The organism is Lactiplantibacillus argentoratensis (assembly GCF_037290055.1).
Classification (GTDB): Bacteria; Bacillota; Bacilli; order Lactobacillales; family Lactobacillaceae; genus Lactiplantibacillus; species Lactiplantibacillus plantarum.
The window spans coordinates 1,277,291-1,293,455 of sequence record NZ_CP147647.1 but is presented as its reverse complement, the minus strand read 5'-3'; the positions used below and the strand labels follow the sequence as shown (position 1 = coordinate 1,293,455).

Here is a 16,165-nt window from a genome sequence, read left to right as displayed (position 1 = left end):
TTCTAAACGATAGACATAAAAATTTCAGCCGTTATTACGGATTTTAATGTTTTTTTGATTATTTTTCTGTTTGGCTGTGAATTATTAGAGATTGAGGTGGCAATTTTTGAAACTCCGTCGTTTTTTTGACAAGCGCACGTGGCCATTATGGATCAGCTTTTGGTTACCTTTACTGATCATGACCGGTTATTTTATTTATCGGCACATGGCTCCCTTTGGATCAAGCAGTCTGTTAACGGTCGATTTAGGCCAACAATACGTTGATTTGTTTTCCTATTTCCGGCATACCCTACTGCACGACCCGAGTGCTTTCTTCTATTCCTTCTCCAAAACGATTGGTGGCGAGATGGTTGGGGTCTGGGCTTATTACTTAATGAGTCCCTTTAATTTAATCTACTTACTGTTCCCTGGTCAATCAATCACTACCGGCATTTTTATCGTCACTGTACTAAAGTATGGTTTCGCAGGGCTATCCTTCGCCTGGCTACTCACTAAAACGCAGACGCAAAAGGGTTGGCTGGTGCCAACTTTCAGTACCGCATACGCACTGATGGGCTGGATGGTCGCCAATCAGCTCAACATGATCTGGTTAGACACGGTCGCCATTTTACCATTGGTCATTTTGGGACTGGAACGCTTGTTTACAACTGGTAAAGTCCGTTACTTCGCTGGCTGGCTGGCCGTCATGCTAATTGACAACTATTATATGGGCTACATGGTCATTTTATTCAGTTGTTTATACTGGTTGTATGGCGCAACTAAGTATTGGCAAAACGTGAAGACCTTAGCAACTCACGCCCTCAAATTTGCTTGGGGTGGTCTGCTAGGTGTCGCATTCTCCGCATGGTTGCTATTACCAACTTTCTGGGCGCTCATTCAAAGTAAGGCTCAATATAATGTGACCAAGGTTCATTGGAAACTTGAATACGCGCCCTGGAAGATGTTAGCTAAGTTCGTCACCGGTACTTTCAACTTCGATCAGATGCCATCCGGTCAACCGAACTTTTACGTGGCATGGTTAGCAGTTCTCGCCTTTGTGCTCTTCTTCTTACGGCGCCAGTTCAAATGGTCCGTGAAGTTGAGCGCCTTGATTGTAACCGCGACGCTTATCTTATCATTTTGTTACGAACCACTTGATTTATTGTGGCATGCGGGCCAATTTCCAGTTTGGTACCCTTACCGCTTCTCCTTTGTCTTTTGTTTCTGGGTCGTCTGGATTGGTGCCCAAGCACTGACAGACAAAATAACGATCAAACTGTGGCAAGCGCTAACGATGCTCGCATTGCTGGTCGGTTTGTTTACAACCATTTACTTGAACATTAAGAAAGTCACCTACGTCACCCAAGCTAATCTCTTAATTACAATTGGCTTGGCAGCAATTACATTGATTTTCTTAACGTTGCCTAAGGAACGACGTCTCATTTATCAAATCGTCGCGTTAATTTTAGTTGCGACTGATATGTCAATCAACGTGGTCGCTTCATTAAATAATATTTCCTACGTGTCACAAAGTGAGTTTGGTAAATACACGCAAGCCCTTGACAATGCCGTCAACAAAATTAAAGCTAGCAACAATCGTTTTTATCGAATTGGTAAGACGTTTACACGAACTAAAGACGATCCGATGCAGGCGGCCTATAACGGTGCTGACCATTTCAGTTCGACCTTCGAAAGTATTATCCCTAACTTTTTCGGTTCAATTGGTCAGCCGGATGGGGACGGTGTGGTCGCCTACACCAACGGGACCATGATTACCGATTCGTTACTGGACATGCAGTACTTTATGGATAAAACAGTACCGACATCCCAGACTGATAACGCGAACTATCGTAGCTACATTCCGGTCACCAGTACCAAGAAAGATCTGACGAATTACCAAAAATCGGCAAAGCTCAGCACTAACAAAGTCACGACCTACAAAAATCCATACGCCCTGGGTCTTGGTTTCGCAGCGTCTGACAAGATTACTAGCTTGAAAGTCTCCAAAACAACTGGCGATCCGATTGCCCGGCAAGAGTTGATTTACCAAACCTTAGCAAATCGTTCAACCAGCGGCTTGATCAGTGCCGAAAACTTTAACGAAGTGGTCTTCCAAAACGTTAAGAAGGTCACGACGTTAACTGGCGCCGTCTTGAACAAACAAAATTTAGCGAAAACGGGATCGGTTTACTTTAAGTTCACGCCGACAACCAATGATTCCTACTACATCACGCTCGGGCAAAACCTAACTACTTCGAATGCGAGTTACTACATTAACGGTAAGGAACTCAAGCAGTACCCAACTTACCGGCACACGATCGCTGTTAACGTTGCATCGAATAGCAAGGGCAAGACCGTGACATTCGGGATTCAGATGAAGAAGACTTCTCTCTGGTTACAAAACTTCACCCTCTACAAGTTGGATAATACCCAATTCAAGAAGTCGGCGCAGAAACTCCAGCAATCCCCTTGGAACATCACGGCCCACTCAAGTCGTAAGATTACTGGTACAATCAACATCAAGCATCGTCACCAAGTTTTGATGACGACCATTCCTTACTCCAAAGGTTGGCATGCCACTGTTGATGGCAAATCCGTCGCAACTAAGAAAGTGATTAATACCTTTGTTGCTGTCCCATTAAGTAAGGGCAAGCATACGGTCACCTTGACGTATCGACCGCCATTCTTAATCACTGGTAGTCTGATTACTGGGATTAGTGCCCTCGCAACGGCTGGTTGGTTTATCGTCCGGCGTCGACGCCACCACGCCTAGCCCGGTTCACAGTCAAAGATGTGGTCAGCAAAAATCAGCGTTACCTGAATTGTTAATTCAGGCGACGCTGATTTTTTGTCCAAATATTAATCACTATTGGCAAGCACTCACCAGAACTACTCGTTATTGGGCGTGTAGTCATACTTCGGGCCGTCATTTTGTTCATCATAATCAACTGTGAGATCATATCCCTTAAAGAACCATTCATCACGGTCGTTGACATAGTAATTGACACCATCCTTTTCAACCATGGCAATCGGTTGATGGGGTTCGTCATCACGCATGATCCCGATTGAGAAGCCACTGTGAACGGCTGTCTTGCCATAAGTTTTGCCGTAAAAGCGCACCCCATTACCAGTGGTTACACCCATGTCATCATGAAACCACTTACTGGCCAAATCTGTAATTGTTATTTTCATTACTAACACCTCATCATTGAAATCGTTTACAGTAATTGTGCCCTTTTTGCCCATAAAACGCAACATTGACAGTCGATGAGCAAGCCAATGACCAGTTGCGTTCCTGAAATGACCGCTAAGGGAGTCTTTATTTACAGCGTCATTGTTTTGTGGTGTACTTAAGCTACTTAAGGAGGTGAAACCCATGCAAGTGAACATTGAAACGGATCCCGACACCTCAATTCCAACCGTCACACTGCATGTTCCAGTCGACTACCCCGAAACGGCCGCCCTCACTGCTGCTCTCAAAAATCTTTCAATTGAGGCCGCTACGTTAACCGTTTCACAACGTGGTCAACTCGTACAGTTACCGCTTACTTCGATCCTATTCATCGAAGCAACTGGTCACCAGGTCGCCGCCCATACGCTGGATAATGTTTATCGTGTTCCCAAGTCGCTGACCGCTGTGGGCACAGGCTTACCTGCTTCCTTTCTTCGCGTCTCCAAATCTGCCATTGTCAATACCAAACAAGTCTATTCCTTGACCAAGACATTGACCGGGAACTTGATTGCGTTTCACCACTCACCTAAACAACTGTACGCTTCAAGACGCTACTATCGCCAACTCAAAATAAGTCTTGAACAGAAAGGACTGTTATAAATGCATAAAAATTGGTTTTGGCCCGTCTTCTTAATTGCCAGCGCCGTTGTTCTTATCGTTAGTCAACTCGGTCTCTTCACGCTCCACGTCAGCATCTGGAGTCTCTTGTTAACATTGATTCTAGTTGCGGCTTTAATTAGTAGCCTTCGTTACTTGAATATGCCGGGCGTCGTCTTCGCTATCGCATTCTTAGCCATGATCTATGCGCAACCACTTGGAATCACTAAGCTCGTACCATGGACAATTTTAGGGGCTGCCGTATTACTCAGCATTGGTTTGGGTCTTTTGATTCATCCCCGTTATCAATATCATTATCGCTATCACAACCATGATCATGCTCATTACAATCATCATAACCACGATGACGTCCATGAATCAACGAGCACAATCAACGATGACCATGTTAATTTAGATCTATCACTAGGCAACAGTATCCGCTACGTTCACAGCGAAAATTTTCGTTCTGCGGATCTAAACGTATCAATGGCTGGTGCCAAAATCTACTTCGATGACGCTGCCATCAAAGAAGGCCAAGCAACCATCAATGTCGACGTTTCATTAGGTAGCCTTGAGTTATACCTCCCTCAAACTTGGCAGCTACAGGAAAATCTCAGCAACTCAATGGGCCACATCTCATCGACCGGTACACCGACCACTGCTGGCCCGGGTGTCATACTAACCGGCAGCGTCTCGCTTGGTGAATTACGAATTATCTATATCTAATCCTACTTTACTGTCGGCCATATCCTGATCAATCTGTCATGAATCATGATTAAAACATGCCAGTTGGTTGGATTACTGTTCGTCAGCACTTGTTCGTCCTATTCCGACCTCCGGGGCTGGGTGACAATTGCTGGAACGCAGTCGACGTCGATTTGAGCTAACGCACAACCCGCGTCATCTCAAATACGAGTCTTATTCTAAGCCGGAAGCAACCCACTTCCAGCTAAGAATAATTTGGCTACTGAGCATTGTCACCCAGCCCCTACAGTCTCTAGAGTGTGAGGGGCCGCGGGTTGAAGCTGAGTATTGCCTAACCAACGGATTAATGCTAGTCCGTTGGCGTAGCAAGCACAGGCTTCAGTGGCACCGAGCACGTTTCGAGAACCCGCTCGAATGGCTGATGAACGGCCACTTAACTGGGTACAATTGGTCGTTGGCTATTTTGATAATAGAACTTTAAACGAGACTTTAAGGTTACATTAACCACTTTGTCGAGACGTTCGATTATTACTATAGTAATTCCGAAATAGCGAGCTATCCAATATCTTTTCGACCTGACAGTTGCTCGACAAAATTACTGTTTATGAAGAACAATGATGAGTCCAATAAAAGTTGGGTACATCTTCGTCAGCCATTCGAATACTGTCCCGACTGGAAGGCGTTTCTGACAATGCCCAGTGGTGAAATTTCACTTTGCAAGCGTCCTTTGCTTGGTTAGTGAAAGGCCAGTATTTGAGACGTGGTGTTTCGGCTCAAATCTGTGCCCACCACGTTCCGGCAATTGGCAGAAATGCCTGGAGGTCGGCGTAGGACGAACCCACAACAAAAGTCTACGCGAGTTCGAGCTGTTTCCAGCGGGTCTAAGCTGGCTGTTTTCGAACCTACACAACTGGCATGTTTTAATCATAGTAAATGCTAAACAAAATTGTAACGTGCCCGATTTACTCACCCGTTTACCTGCTTTGTGCAGATAAGCGGGTGTTTTGCTTGAATCCCGAACTCACACACAAACGTGCTTGTTCAGTAACAGTTCGTTAAATAGTGGCTGGTAATCAGTAGTCGCGCTTCTAAACCAACAAAAAAAGACTGTCTCAAGGTATCCCTACCTCAAAACAGTCTTAAGCGTAAAATTACGCGTTTTCAACCTTCAAAATCTTAACCGTCATGGTACCGGCTGGAATGTTGATGGCAACTTCTTCATCAACGTGATGCCCAATCAAGCCCTTGGCGATCGGGGAATCATTAGAAATCTTGCCAACCATTGGATCAGCTTCGGCAGCACCAACAATGGTGTAGCTTTCTGGTTCTTCATCAGGTAATTCTTTAAACGTCACGATTTTACCAACGGAGACTTCCGTTTCGTCAATCTTGTCACTATCGATGATTTCAGCATATTGAAGCATGTGTTCAACCGTCTTAATCCGGTTTTCTAGCAAGCTTTGTTCATTCTTTGCTGATTCATACTCAGAATTTTCTGATAAATCACCGTAGCTACGTGCGATCTTAATACGATTAATAATTTCTGGACGTTGATTAATTCGAAGGTCTTCAAGCTCTTTTTCCAGCTTGACCTTGCCTTCTTCTGTCATTGGATATGTCTTATCTTCAGCCAATGTGTTTCACTCCTCAAATACGCAATATAGTTATCAAAAACCAGCCTACCATTTCAGATTTTAAAAGTAAACTCCAAACTCCAAAATAGTGCTGGTTATGACGTTATTTTTATAAAATCGAACGAACCTTAGTGGTCAATAAATCAATGGCAACTTCATTTTCGCCACCTTCAGGCACAATGATATCTGCATACCGCTTAGTGGGCTCTACAAATTGGTGATACATTGGTTTGACCGTCGCCAAGTATTGACCAATCACAGAGTCTAGTGTCCGGCCCCGCTCTTTGATATCACGCTGAATGCGCCGGATGATCCGAATATCATCGTCGGTATCGACGAACACCTTGATGTCCATCAGGTCGCGTAAACGCTGGTCATCCAGGATCAATACCCCTTCGACGATGATCACGTCACGTGGTTCCTGATGGATGGTCTTATCGCTACGCGTGTACTGCTCGTAATCGTAGACCGGCTTTTCTATGGGTTGATAGTCGAGTAGCTGCTTGATCTGCTTGATCATTAATTCCGTATCGAAGGCCAACGGATGGTCATAATTGACAGCATGCCGTTCAGCCATGGTCATCTCACTCTGGTCATTGTAGTACGAATCTTGTTGTAAGATCAGTAAAGATTGACTTGATAATTGATTATAGATTGCTTTACTAACCGTGGTCTTACCACTACCGGAACCACCAGTTACCCCAATGACTACTGGTCGGCGATGTTTATTTTCAGTCATTTAAGTTATGCCTCATTCTTATTTTTCAGCGGCTTCATTGTGCTTCGAAACCTTCTTGATGTTGGCCGCGTGACCCGCAGCATCCTTTGCATAATAGACGTCACCAGTCTTCAAATCTGCTACGAAATACATGTAACCCTTGCTCCGTTGTGCAGGATCTAAGACTGCCTTGATCGATGTTAAACTAGGACTGTTGAACGGTCCGGGGCCGTAGCCTAAGTTCAACCGTAAGTTATACGGTGAATCAGTCTGCAAATCTTTATTCGTTAACGTTGACTTGTTAGAATTGATCGCATAGAACACTGAAATATCAGAATCCAAGCGCCACTTAGCAGCTAACCGGTTCAAGAAAACGCCAGCAATCAACCGGCGATCTTTCGTCGTACTGCCTTCACGTTCAACTAAGGACGCTAAGGTCATGACTTCTTGCACGGACATCTTTGATTTCTTGATTTCCGTATAGTATGGTTCAAGCTCATCATTCGTCTTCGAAACCATCTGCGTTACTAACTGTTTCAAAGTTGTCTTCTTGCCAACGACGTAGGTTGCTGGGAACAAGTAGCCTTCAAGTCGATAACGAACTTGCTTAGCACTCATCGCTGAATTCAGCAATTGTGGATATTTCTTGGCCAACGATTTGATGAATGTTTGATCCTTCATTAGGGCTAGAAATTCTGCCGACGTGAAATCAGTTTGTTTTTGAACCGTCTTCGCAATCGTCTTAATCTGACTACCTTCAACGATTAGGACCTTACCACTAGAACTCTGAACCGGCTCCGATGAGCCACCTTTGTTCAGGGCCTTCGCGATTTGAGCAAGTGACATCGACGGCTTCAACTGATAGTAGCCCGCGTGAAAGTTCGATAAGTTATGGGCTTTCGTCCAGTATTCAAAGACAAAACCACTCTTGATCACCTTTTCACGCTGCAAAATATCGGCAATTTTCTTACCATTCGCACCGTATGGGATGTCAACTTGAACGACGCGATTGTCGCTACTGTCATATGGTTGCGTCGCATTATCAAAATATCGATAACCCAATACCCCCACAATAATTAAAAGTACGACTAAAATACCAACAACGCCACCAATAACGTGTTTCGAAAATGATTTCCGTTGTTTTTGCTCTGAACGATTAGGTTCATTTACCCCACGATCTTGTGAATCGTTTTGATCCTTCTGATCTTGGTTATCCTGGTTGTTATTCAAGACTCGCCCCTCCATTTATTGATTAATCTTATCAATTATACAAAACTGTTGCCCAGTTTGCACTAGTTCACCATTAGTTTTATGGTTTTTTAGAATCTTGGACACACATTAAACGCCGAATGACTTCAAATCATTCGGCGTTTAACAAGACTATCAACAAATTAACGAATCTCTGCACCTAATTCATCCGTTAAGGCTGTCAGTACTTTTTCAAAAGCAGTCGTAACGTCATCATCGACTAACGTTGCATTTTGATCTTGATACGTTAACGTATAAGCTAGTGACTTCTTGCCAGCAGGTACGTGACTCCCATTATAAACATCAAAGAGTTGAACGTGCCGTAAATGCGCGCCGCCCTTCTTGTTGATCAAGGCAACCACAGTTGCGTTGGTCACATCGTCATCAATCAACATCGCCACGTCCCGGGTGATACTTGGGAACTTGGAAATCGGTTGATACTGTTGACGCGCTTTTGGTAAGGCAATCAACGCCGTTAAATCCAGTTCAAAGACATAAGTTTCCCGAATCTTGTAGGCTTTGGCAGTCGTTGGATGAACTTCACCGACGAAACCGACTAACTGGTCACCAACGTAAACATCAGCTGTCCGACCAGGATGCATCTCTGGATGTTCGGCCGTGGCAACATAACTAACGGCATCTTGCAACGCCAGACTCTTCAGATAACCAGCCACGATACCCTTAATCTGGAAGAAATCAACGGGTTGTTCGGCAACGCCCCAGCTCTTGGGAACCATGGAACCCGTAATAGCTCCGGCAATGTGTTCAATTTCCTTCGGCCGGACTTGTTCAGGTTGACTGTAAAAGACCCGTCCTTCTTCATACAATGCCACATTGTGTTCCTTACGAGCATTGTTATAAGCTAAATCATCCAGCAAACCAGAAACTAGACTCAAGCGTAGCGTGGTCCGTTCTGAACTCATTGGAAAGTCTAATTTAGTGACGTCACTAGCATGAAGCGCAAAGGCCTTCGCCTTAGCCTCTGTGGTCAATGAGTAACTGATGGCTTGCGTGAGGCCAGCACTTTCCATTAACTTACGTGAGTCACGAATCACCTGTTGGGTCTCATTAAGCTTACCGATTGTTGGTTGGCCCGTTGGTAGGGTCGCTGGTAAGTTATCATAACCGTATAGCCGGGCGATTTCTTCGATAAGGTCAGCTGGAATATGGATATCCCAACGCCGTGATGGCACCGTAACCGTGAACGTTTCATTAGCAACGACCGTTGGAAAGTCCAATCGTTTAAAAATATCACGGACCGTGTCCAATGACAACTCAGTTCCTAAGACGTGGTTGATCCGTGCTAAGTCAATGGTTACTGTCGTTGGTTGCACATCCTCTTCACGACCGATGAGCATACCACTAGCAACTTGACCATCACCAAGTTCTGCAATCATGGCCGCGGCAGCGTCTAAGGCCGTTGCGGTCATGCCGTGGTCAATACCCCGTTCGTAGCGCATTGAAGCTTCGCTGTGTAAGTCATGATTATGGGCAGTTTTACGAATCTTAACTGCATCAAAAACCGCACCTTCCAACGCAATGGTCGTAGTCTGATCAGTGACTTCGGTCGCTAAGCCACCCATCGTCCCAGCCAAACAAATTGGTTGATCGCCACTACAAATCAACAGATCACTCGCTAGTAATTCGCGATCTTCACCATCTAACGTCGTTAAATGCTCGCCAGCTTTCGCCAACCGGACGTTAATTTGACCGTCATTCAATTGATCAAAGTCAAAAGCATGTAGCGGTTGTCCATATTGCATCAAAATGTAGTTCGTTGCGTCAACGACGTTATTGATTGGCCGCATACCAGCATTCCAAATTCGAATTTGGAGCCATAACGGACTTGGTTTAATCGTAACGTTTTTAATTAGACGCATTTTGTACATTGGGACATCATGTTCATCGGCAGCGACAGCCACATGTAGATCATCCGCAGCCACCGTCGTAGCATCTTCATGCAAATCAACTTTCGGCATCGTTGGTTGCTGGTCGTAAATGGCAGCAAGTTCATGCGCCGTACCATTCATACTAAGCATGTCACCACGGTTAGGGGTAACGGACATGTCAATAATTTCATCATCCATCCCTAAGTATGAAAAGACCGGATCACCTGGCGTGGCATCGTCAGGCAGAATGAAAATACCATCCGCAACTTCTTTGGGAACTAACTTTTCATCAAAACCAAGTTCGTCTAAGGCGCACAGCATCCCATTTGATGGAACTCCCCGCATCTTACTCTTCTTGATCTTAGTGTGACCACCAATCCATGAATTGGGTAACGCCACGATCACCTTTTCGCCAGCCGCAACGTTAGGTGCCCCACAAACGATTTGCAAGGGTTCTGATTCGCCTACGTCCACTTGACAAACGTGGAGATGATCAGAATCTGGATGTGGCTCACACGTTAAGACGTGCCCCACTACAACTTTTTTCAATCCTTCACTGGGACGAATAACACCGTCAACTTCAACGGCCGTCCGTTCAATCTTTTCTGCTAATTCATCGGCCGGAATGTCCAGCTTCAAATAATCGCGTAACCATGTCGTAGAAATTCTCATGTGGACGCCTAACCTTTCTTATAGAACTGTGACAAGAACCGCACGTCATTCAAGTAGAAGTTGCGGATATCGTCAACACCGTATTTCAACATCGCAAAGCGGTCTGGTCCTAACCCAAAGGCAAAACCACCATATTCTTCTGGATCAATGCCAGACATCTCTAACACGTGGGGGTGAACCATGCCGGCACCCAACACTTCGATCCAACCCGTTTGCTTACAGATTGCGCAGCCCTTACCATTGCAATTAAAGCAAGTCACATCAGCTTCTACGGATGGTTCCGTGAATGGGAAGAAGCTTGGCCGCAAGCGGACATCAAACTGGTCGCCGAATAAGGTCTTGGCAACTAGGATTAACGTACCCTTCAAGTCGGCCATCGTAATATGCTTGTCTACGACCAATCCTTCAATTTGATGGAATTGATGTGAATGGGTTGCATCATCCGTATCACGCCGATAGACGCGGCCTGGTGACAAGACCTTCAATGGTCCCTTAGAAAAGTCGTGGTTTTCAAGTGACCGCGGCTGATCAGCAGACGTCTGCGTCCGTAGCAATACGTCTTTAGTAATATAGAACGTGTCCTGCATGTCACGGGCCGGATGATCCTTCGGTAAGTTCAACCGTTCAAAGTTGTAGTAATCTTCTTCAACTTCGTCACCATCAACGATTTGATAACCCATTCCCATAAATAAATCTTCCAATTCAGTAATGATCTGGGTAATCACATGTGGCTGGCCTTGTGGGACTTCCCGTCCCGGCAATGTCACGTCAAGCTTTTCAGCAGCCAATTGCTTATTAACGGCCGCTTGTTCCAATTCTTCGCGGCGTTCATCAATCGCCGCCTGAATCCGGTCACGAACTTCGTTGGCATAAGCCCCCACCTTTGGCCGTTCTTCAGGACTTAAGTCGCGCATTCCGCGCAATACTTCCGTAATCGGCCCCTTTTTACCAAGCAAATCAACTTTGACTTGGTTAACCTTTTTCAAAACATCGGCGGATTTAATATCGGCCAAGCCTTGATCGCGTAATTCGGTTAATCGATCTTGTAAACTCATATGCTGCCTCCAATTTTTAGTTGCGTTGCGGACAAAAAAAGACCCCATCCCTAAAAAGGGACGAGGTCATCGCGGTACCACCCTTGTTTGCATCGTAATTACTATGCACACTCATAACCCGTCATAACGGTCGGGATACCGGAAAATTATTTGTTTTCACAAACGCCCAATTTCAGCTCGGAGAGTGAATTCGTCAATCTTGGTCGCCAGGGTGCTTTCAATCGGTGACACCCTTCCCTACGACGCCGTAACTAACTACTATTTCTCGTCAAGGCTTTTATCTACATTGTCAGTTTATGGCAAAGTGCCCTGCACGTCAACCCCGTATTAGGATTCGGCCGGACTAAACCACTTATCGGACCAGTCATGGACGGTATCCATCACTTGCCGTAAATCTTGCCCTTTAGTGGTCAATCGATACTCGATCAGGGCAGAGTCACAATGGGTTACCCGACTTACAATGCCGTTTTCTTCCAATTCCTTCAAGCGAACAACGAGCACTCGATCACTGCACTTAGGAATCTGACGAGCCAGATTCTTAAAGCGTTGGGGACCGTCTTCCAGTAAAACATCGATAATTAGCCCGTTCCATTTCTTCCCGAGAATTGAAAACGTCTTTTCAAATTTTGGACACAGTTCAAAATCCACGTTGGATTCTGTTACCGTGTCAGCTAGTATTTCTGACATGCAATGACCCCCAATTATTGAATTAACCGGCGGAGACCTTGCCTCGGAACCGATCTAGTTGTTTGGCCACTTTCATACGCAATGGTCCAAAAAATTCATGTTCTGCTTCATAATCATCAACTAAAGAGACGAGCAAACTTTCCCGATATTTCGGCACAGCTAAAGTTGCGCCGAACATATGCTTCAAAATGATATCTTTTTCCATGGGCGTTAATTTTGTTAACTTTTCGGCGTTACGTAACGCCACCCGCGGATGGATGAATGCGTGCGATCCGAGATCAAACTTGGTTTCACGCCAGTCATAATAAAACAAATCATGCAATAATCCACCACGCGCCACTGCCGTCGTATTAAGATGCCATTTCTTCGCTAAAACATAACTATCATATGAAACTGCAATCGAATGATCCAATCGATTTGAATGGTGGTGCTGTGTAAACTCAGCTAGTCGTTGAACGGCCGGCTGTGCTAATAAGTCTTCGACGATCGCCACGTATTCAGAATCTTGTTGCCACGCATTATTAGTTTTCATCTAAAGCTCCCTTTGCTAATATCTACGGCTATTCTACTAAAAAGCTCGCCATTTTGGAAGTATTTTACCTGGATTTTAGCATTTTCTTACTAATTGTAAGTTAGCGATATAAACCGAACATTAAAACGCCCGCTGCCACGGCTACATTTAACGATTCTGCTTGTCCCTTGATGGGAATGTATAAGTTTTGGTCTGTCCGTGCCAATAATTCCTGACTCATTCCATTACCTTCGTTTCCCATGATCAAGCCAAAACTAGCCGGCGCGTCAATATCTAAATACCGGGCTGCCTGTGGATTTAACTCTGAACCGTAGACTGGTGAACCCTGCGCCTGCAATTGGTCAACCAACTTGTCGAGATCAGTACTGATCAGTTGTAAATGAAACTGACTCCCCTGCATGGCTCGTTCAACTTTGGGTTGATGAATGTCCACCGTCCCGGTACCGAAAGCGACGCCGGCAAAACCCGCAGCATCCGCAGTCCGGACCATGGTCCCAATATTTCCGGGATCTTGAACATTATCGAGCAGTAACCAAGGCCGCGTTAAATCTAATTGTGATAGATCTTCAATTGCAGCAGGCAGGGTCGCCAGCGCAAACACCCCCTGCGGCGTCACCGTCGCACTGATATGTTTGGCAACTTCATCAGAGATTTCAATGACCGCTGGAAAATGAGTCAAGTCCGGTTCGGTCGCCAGTTGCTTGGCAGTAATGAGCAAGGTCTTAATCGCGACGTGTGCTTTAACTGCTTCGTTGACTAAATGCCAACCATCTAGCAAGTATTGTCCCTGTTGTTTGCGTCCCTTCTTTGTTTGGAGCTTCTTCCACGCCTTGACGTGCACATTCTGTAATGAATTAATTTTTTCCATCGTTAACTTCCTTTAATCTTAATCAATTGGAACATCCGCTGGTCTGGCCAGTTTTTGGCACTTTGGGTCATCGTTGAATCCGAAACATCGTCAAAATGCCGATTTATCCCCAGTATAGCATATCGCCCGTTGAACATTTCCATGCTATTATATAGGTAATACTGATTGTACTAATTATGCCGACGCAATACAATCGGCAATCGCAACAATCAGGGTGCTAGTCATGTATTACACTAGCTGAACAAGTTAAGTAAGGAAGTGACACAATGCGTGCAGTAACATTAAAAGCAACCGGCCGGGTCCAGGGGGTGGGCTTTCGCTGGGCCACTAAAGTTGCCGCTGACAAATGCGGCGTGAACGGAATCGTCCGTAACCTGATGGACGGCTCAGTCTTTATTGAAGCCGAGGGCGAAGACCAACGAGTGCAAGTCTTTATCGACGTTGTTCGGCAGTCCCCCACTGATTTTGGCAAAGTCAAGCACCTCGAAGTCCACGAAGTTGAACCACAAAACTATCATGATTTTCGGATAACCAATTGAATTCCCCCGACATCTTTAGTATCATCATCATTATATGACTTTAACAAAGGGGATTATTAACTAGTGAAATCAAAAAAAGGCCTTACGCTCACCATCACCTTAGGAACGTTAGCGCTGTTTCTAAGCGGTTGTGTGCAAACGACCAAAGCTGGTAAACCATACGGATTCGTCTACGAGTACCTTGCAAAGCCAGGGCAAAACGTGATGGAATGGTTGTCACAACTATTCGGTAACAACTACGGTTGGGCAATCATTGGCTTGACGGTCATTGTGCGACTTGTCTTGCTACCAATGATGATCAACCAGCAACGTAAATCGACTTACCAACAAGAAAAAATGTCCGCAGTTCGGCCACAGATGGAAAAAATCCAGGCACGGCAAAAAGCAGCGACGACTCAGGAAGAAAAAGCCGCAATCAGTAATGAACTCATGCAACTTTACCGTGACAACGGTATTAGTATGACTGGTGGTATTGGCTGTTTACCACTACTGATTCAACTGCCAATTTTCTCCGCCTTGTACTACGCTATTCGCTATTCGCCTGAATTATCTAAGGCGACCTTTATGGGAATCTCCCTTGGGAAATCCAGTCTGATTCTAGCCATTTTAGCCTTTTTATCCTACTTGGCACAGGGTTACCTATCCATGATTGGTTTACCTGAAGAACAGAAGAAGACGATGCGTCTCATGCTCATTATGAGTCCGGTCATGATTTTATTTGTTTCCATGTCCGCTCCCGCAGGTTTAGGACTTTACTTCTTCGTTGGTGGTTTATTTGCCTGCTTGCAAACACTGATCATCAACTTCTTCCGGCCACGTATTCGGCGCGAAGTTGAAGCAGAACTCAAAAAGCACCCAATCAAAACACCAACACCGACGCAACCAAAGCCGGTTAGTGCAACTGAATCCAGGCTTAGTCATCCTCGTCCGCAAAATAATGCGGGGCGTGGTCGGAATGCCGGTAAACAACAACGACATCATAAATAATAACTGAAGCTTAATCAACACTAAAGCACCGTCATGAAAATTCTCATGGCGGTGCTTTTTACGTTTCACTTAACTGGCATACAGCCGTCCCCTTAACTGATTTTACGAACATTACCACGGGATGCCAATTAACGCTGCCAGGCCGATTAGATCAATTTCTTACTTAGCCGGTAGGAATAACCCACGGTCAAAATCACGACTAACACGATGAGTATAACAAAGACATTGAGAAATGACTTGGTGGACATCTTTCCCATCGCTACTAACAGCGGTCCTGAAATGCCAAACAATCGGCCTGCTAGCACGTTCGTCCGGTGCCAGTTTTCTTCTGACAAATAGTTCCACGGAATCCGGATTCCAACCAAAAAATTACGAGGCACATACGCCATCGGTAGTGCCACAATCGAGATAATCAGCGCAATCAGCGCAAAGCCAATCGTGACAATCCGATTGAAATCAATGAGTAACAAATAGAATAAAACGGTCAAGTTAATATCAGCACCGAGATACGTCCCCTTGCGCCAGTTGGAATTCTGTTTACAAATCAAAATCAAACTAAGCCCAATTAAAAACAACCCACCAACCACGGCTAACGGTGCATTACGAACTCGCCACACAGGTCCACGATTGCCCAGTTTGACCACCGCTAAGATGACCAAATTGATTAAATTCACCACGACGAGTAATTTAACTCCAAGCGTCTGTTGCCACTTTTCTGGAATCATGAGTCAGCCCCCATTCTCGTTCGAACTAGTATTTGGCTCCATACAACTACCAATCTTTCACACAACGGCGTATTCCAACCCATTGTTACTAGAAGTTA

At 45.1% G+C, this 16,165-nt stretch carries 15 protein-coding genes and 1 other annotated feature; of the genes, 5 read left to right on the top strand and 10 right to left on the bottom strand.

Features of this window, described 5'->3' with window-relative positions:
* Positions 1–106 precede the first annotated feature (106 nt).
* Entirely contained in the window at positions 107–2,752 is a 2,646-nt protein-coding gene (locus V7R88_RS05950) for a YfhO family protein (RefSeq protein WP_057717642.1), read from the top strand.
* 116 nt (positions 2,753–2,868) lie between these two features.
* On the opposite strand, the gene V7R88_RS05945 is transcribed toward V7R88_RS05950, so the two are convergent.
* Positions 2,869–3,171, bottom strand: a complete 303-nt coding sequence (locus V7R88_RS05945) for a HesB/YadR/YfhF family protein (protein ID WP_003644301.1) — start codon at positions 3,169–3,171, stop codon at positions 2,869–2,871.
* Between the two features lie 184 nt (positions 3,172–3,355).
* Here V7R88_RS05945 and V7R88_RS05940 point away from each other — a divergent pair, with 184 nt between their 5' ends.
* Both V7R88_RS05940 and V7R88_RS05935 read left to right on the top strand, forming a co-directional pair.
* Positions 3,356–3,811: a LytTR family DNA-binding domain-containing protein gene (locus tag V7R88_RS05940; protein WP_060598923.1), complete on the top strand. Its 456-nt coding sequence runs from the start codon at positions 3,356–3,358 to the stop codon at positions 3,809–3,811.
* On the top strand, positions 3,812–4,534 hold the full coding sequence (locus tag V7R88_RS05935; RefSeq protein ID WP_060598922.1) for a LiaF transmembrane domain-containing protein: 723 nt from the start codon (positions 3,812–3,814) through the stop codon (positions 4,532–4,534).
* Between the two features lie 1,130 nt (positions 4,535–5,664).
* On the opposite strand, the gene greA is transcribed toward V7R88_RS05935, so the two are convergent.
* The 8 genes from greA to V7R88_RS05895 all read right to left on the bottom strand — a co-directional run bounded on the left by greA (position 5,665) and on the right by V7R88_RS05895 (position 13,816).
* Entirely contained in the window at positions 5,665–6,147 is a 483-nt protein-coding gene (greA, locus tag V7R88_RS05930; protein WP_003640314.1) for a transcription elongation factor GreA, read from the bottom strand.
* A 109-nt stretch (positions 6,148–6,256) separates the two neighbouring features.
* Complete coding sequence (gene udk, locus V7R88_RS05925; protein ID WP_057717639.1) at positions 6,257–6,886, bottom strand: uridine kinase; 630 nt, start codon at positions 6,884–6,886, stop codon at positions 6,257–6,259.
* Between the two features lie 18 nt (positions 6,887–6,904).
* On the bottom strand, positions 6,905–8,110 hold the full coding sequence (gene mltG / locus V7R88_RS05920) for an endolytic transglycosylase MltG (protein ID WP_072535492.1): 1,206 nt from the start codon (positions 8,108–8,110) through the stop codon (positions 6,905–6,907).
* A 146-nt stretch (positions 8,111–8,256) separates the two neighbouring features.
* Positions 8,257–10,674, bottom strand: coding sequence for a phenylalanine--tRNA ligase subunit beta (gene pheT / locus V7R88_RS05915; RefSeq protein ID WP_060598921.1), 2,418 nt, complete (start codon positions 10,672–10,674; stop codon positions 8,257–8,259).
* 8 nt (positions 10,675–10,682) lie between these two features.
* Positions 10,683–11,729 (bottom strand): phenylalanine--tRNA ligase subunit alpha, encoded by a 1,047-nt coding sequence (locus V7R88_RS05910; RefSeq protein WP_057717637.1) that lies wholly within the window; start codon positions 11,727–11,729, stop codon positions 10,683–10,685.
* A gap of 53 nt (positions 11,730–11,782) precedes the next feature.
* Positions 11,783–12,010, bottom strand: a binding site (T-box leader).
* Positions 12,011–12,056: 46 nt separating this feature from the next.
* Positions 12,057–12,416 carry a winged helix-turn-helix transcriptional regulator gene (locus V7R88_RS05905; protein WP_057717636.1) on the bottom strand — a complete coding sequence of 120 codons (360 nt, stop codon included), beginning with the start codon at positions 12,414–12,416 and terminating at the stop codon, positions 12,057–12,059.
* Between the two features lie 22 nt (positions 12,417–12,438).
* Positions 12,439–12,948 (bottom strand): HD domain-containing protein, encoded by a 510-nt coding sequence (locus tag V7R88_RS05900; protein ID WP_003640309.1) that lies wholly within the window; start codon positions 12,946–12,948, stop codon positions 12,439–12,441.
* Between the two features lie 100 nt (positions 12,949–13,048).
* Positions 13,049–13,816 (bottom strand): TrmH family RNA methyltransferase, encoded by a 768-nt coding sequence (locus V7R88_RS05895; RefSeq protein WP_060598920.1) that lies wholly within the window; start codon positions 13,814–13,816, stop codon positions 13,049–13,051.
* A gap of 266 nt (positions 13,817–14,082) precedes the next feature.
* Here V7R88_RS05895 and V7R88_RS05890 point away from each other — a divergent pair, with 266 nt between their 5' ends.
* Positions 14,083–14,355, top strand: a complete 273-nt coding sequence (locus V7R88_RS05890; protein ID WP_003638559.1) for an acylphosphatase — start codon at positions 14,083–14,085, stop codon at positions 14,353–14,355.
* A 63-nt stretch (positions 14,356–14,418) separates the two neighbouring features.
* Positions 14,419–15,342: a membrane protein insertase YidC gene (gene yidC, locus V7R88_RS05885; protein ID WP_060598919.1), complete on the top strand. Its 924-nt coding sequence runs from the start codon at positions 14,419–14,421 to the stop codon at positions 15,340–15,342.
* A 146-nt stretch (positions 15,343–15,488) separates the two neighbouring features.
* Here yidC and V7R88_RS05880 read toward each other — a convergent pair whose 3' ends face one another.
* Positions 15,489–16,067 carry an SdpI family protein gene (locus tag V7R88_RS05880; RefSeq protein WP_060598918.1) on the bottom strand — a complete coding sequence of 193 codons (579 nt, stop codon included), beginning with the start codon at positions 16,065–16,067 and terminating at the stop codon, positions 15,489–15,491.
* Positions 16,068–16,165 lie beyond the last annotated feature (98 nt).